Raw genomic sequence first — 2369 nt, 5'->3', positions numbered from 1 at the left:
GTGGTGCGCAGCTCGCGCTCGGAGCCGACGCCCCCGCCGCGACCCCCCTGCCCGTCCTTCTCGAAGCCGTCATCGGCGTCGGCTCCGAGCGCGAGCTGCGCACCACCCTCCAGCACATCGTCGACACCGCCGCCGAGCTGACCGACGCCCGGTACGGCGCGCTCGGCGTGGTCGACCCCGAGCGCGGCCTGCTCACCGAGCTGTTCACGGCCGGGCTCAGCGACGCCGAGCGGGAGCGCATCGGGGCGCTCCCGGACGGGTGCGCCGGGGTGCTGGGCACGCTCGCCGAGGGCACGCAGCCGCTGCGGGTGCCCGATCTGTCCGCCGACCCGCGCTCCTCGGGCGTGCCGCCCGGCCATCCGCCGATGCGCTCGTTCCTGGGCGCCCCCATCCGCGTACACACCGAGGTGTTCGGCCACCTCTGTCTGACCGAGAAGCGTCCGACCGAGAAACGTCCGGCCGAGAAGCGCGGGGGCGCGTTCACCGACGAGGACCTGGCGCTGCTGCGGGTGCTCGCCTCGCAGGCGGGGATCGCGATCGGCAACGCGCGGCTGTACGAGACGGCCCGCTGCCGCGAGCGGTGGATCGAGGGCGCCGCCGCCGTCACCGCCTCGCTGCTGACCGGCGACACCGCGGCCGACGCGCTGATGACGGTCGCCGAGCGGGCCCGGCTGCTCGCGGACGCGGTGGCGGGCGTGGTGCTCCAGCCCACCCGGGAGGGCGGGATGGAGATCGTCGCCGCCTCCGCGCCGGACGACCCCGGGGACATCGTGGGCACCACCATCGCCCCCGGCTCGCCCGTCCTGGTCCAACTGCTCGGCGGCGAGCCGGTGTTCATCGAGGACTCGGCGACCGACCCGAGAATGACCACCCATGTACGGACCCGGTTCGGGCCGAGCATGATGCTGCCGCTGCAGAGCGGCGGCAAGCTCATCGGTACGCTCGCGCTCCCCCGGCGCCGCGGGGCCGAGCCGTACACCGCGGTGGACCGGCTGCTGGCCGCGCAGTTCGCCTCGCAGGCGGCGCTCGCGCTCGTCCTCGCGGACGCGCAGCACAACCGGGAGCGGCTGGCGGTGTACGAGGACCGCGACCGTATCGCCCGCGATCTGCACGACCTGGTCGTCCAGCGGCTGTTCGCCACCGAGATGATGCTGGAGTCGACGCGCCGGCGCGCCGCGAAGGCCTCCGGCGACGACACCGACGAGCTGCTGACCCGGGCCGTGGACGAGCTGGACTCCACGATCCAGGAGGTCCGCACCGCGATCTTCGCCCTCCAGCAGCCGCCCGCCGACGCGCCGACGACCGTACGGGGCCGGGTGCTGCGCGAGACGGACGGCGCGGGCGCCCTGCTCGGGTTCCGCCCGTCGGTGCGGTTCGAGGGCGCGGTCGACACGGTCGTCGGCGAACCGGCCGCCGGTCAGCTCGTCGCGGCCCTGCGCACGGCGCTCGCCGCCGCGCACCGCCGCCCGGGCGTCTCCTCGGTCCAGGTCCTGGTCGACGCCGCGGCGGTCCTGCCGGACGGGCGCCCGGGCGTCCGCCTGGAGGTCACGGACGACGGGAGGGGCGACGGGACGGGCGGTGGGACGGACGGCGCGAGCGGTGACGACGGGACGCGCGGGACGACGGTGACCTGGCAGTCGCCGGTGTGACCGGTGCTCAGGGCCCGGACGCCGCGCGCAGCGCGATCCGGGTGTGGGAGTGGGCGACGCCCGCCTCCCGTTTCAGCCGGCGCAGCAGCCCGTCGAGCGCCGCCGGGTCGGCCGCCCTGGCCCGTACGAGATAGTCGTGCTCGCCCGTGACGTGCACGACCTCCGTGATCCCGGGCAGCTTCAGGGCGACCTTCTCGAACTCCTCGTTCGTGGTGTCCAGGCGCAGGGTGACGTCGATGAAGACGACGAGCCCGGCCCCCGCGTCGGCCGTCGGGTCGATCAGGGCCGTGAAGCCCCGGATGACGCCCTCGCGGCGCATCCGCCGCACCCGCTCGGCGGCGGCGTTGGCGCTGAGCCCCACCTTCGTCCCCAGGTCGCGGTACGAGATCCGCGCATCCTCCCGCAGTACACCGAGGATGTCTCTGTCCAGGCGGTCCATACCGCGATTGTCGCAGCCGGTGCCGATATCCGGCCGCGTACCCGGCGGACGCGGTCGGACAGTACCCCCATGAGCGGGATGTGGACGACGGCGGTGGCGGGCGCGGCGGCGGGCCTGGGCGTGGCGATGCCCGTGGGCGCGGTCGGGGTGCTGCTGGTCCAGGAGGGCATGCGCGACCGGCGCGGCGCGGTCGCGGCGGCCTCGGCGGTGGCGGTGGTCGACTTCGCGTACGCGGCGGTGGCCACCGCGCTCGGCCCCTGGGTGGCGGCGACGCTCTCGGG

The 2369-nt window shown here is 75.6% G+C and carries 2 protein-coding genes and 1 pseudogene; 2 read left to right on the top strand and 1 reads right to left on the bottom strand.

What is annotated here, in order from left to right; translation table 11 throughout:
- Positions 1–47 precede the first annotated feature (47 nt).
- Positions 48–1649: a GAF domain-containing protein gene (locus ACJA3G_RS35300; RefSeq protein ID WP_406557111.1), complete on the top strand. Its 1602-nt coding sequence runs from the start codon at positions 48–50 to the stop codon at positions 1647–1649.
- Positions 1650–1656: 7 nt separating this feature from the next.
- Here the strand turns inward: ACJA3G_RS35300 and ACJA3G_RS35295 are convergent, their stop codons facing one another.
- The gene (locus ACJA3G_RS35295) at positions 1657–2088 is read right to left on the bottom strand and encodes an Lrp/AsnC family transcriptional regulator (protein ID WP_406557110.1); all 432 of its coding nucleotides are present in this window, start codon (positions 2086–2088) and stop codon (positions 1657–1659) included.
- Between the two features lie 69 nt (positions 2089–2157).
- Here ACJA3G_RS35295 and ACJA3G_RS35290 point away from each other — a divergent pair.
- A pseudogene (locus ACJA3G_RS35290) lies at positions 2158–2369 on the top strand (lysine transporter LysE); the annotation flags it as partial.

Origin of the sequence: Streptomyces sp. YS-3, from assembly GCF_045257485.1 — a bacterium.
GTDB lineage: Bacteria > Actinomycetota > Actinomycetes > Streptomycetales > Streptomycetaceae > Streptomyces.
The sequence above is the reverse complement of the archived record's forward strand: the minus strand, read 5'-3'. Positions and strand labels throughout refer to the sequence as shown.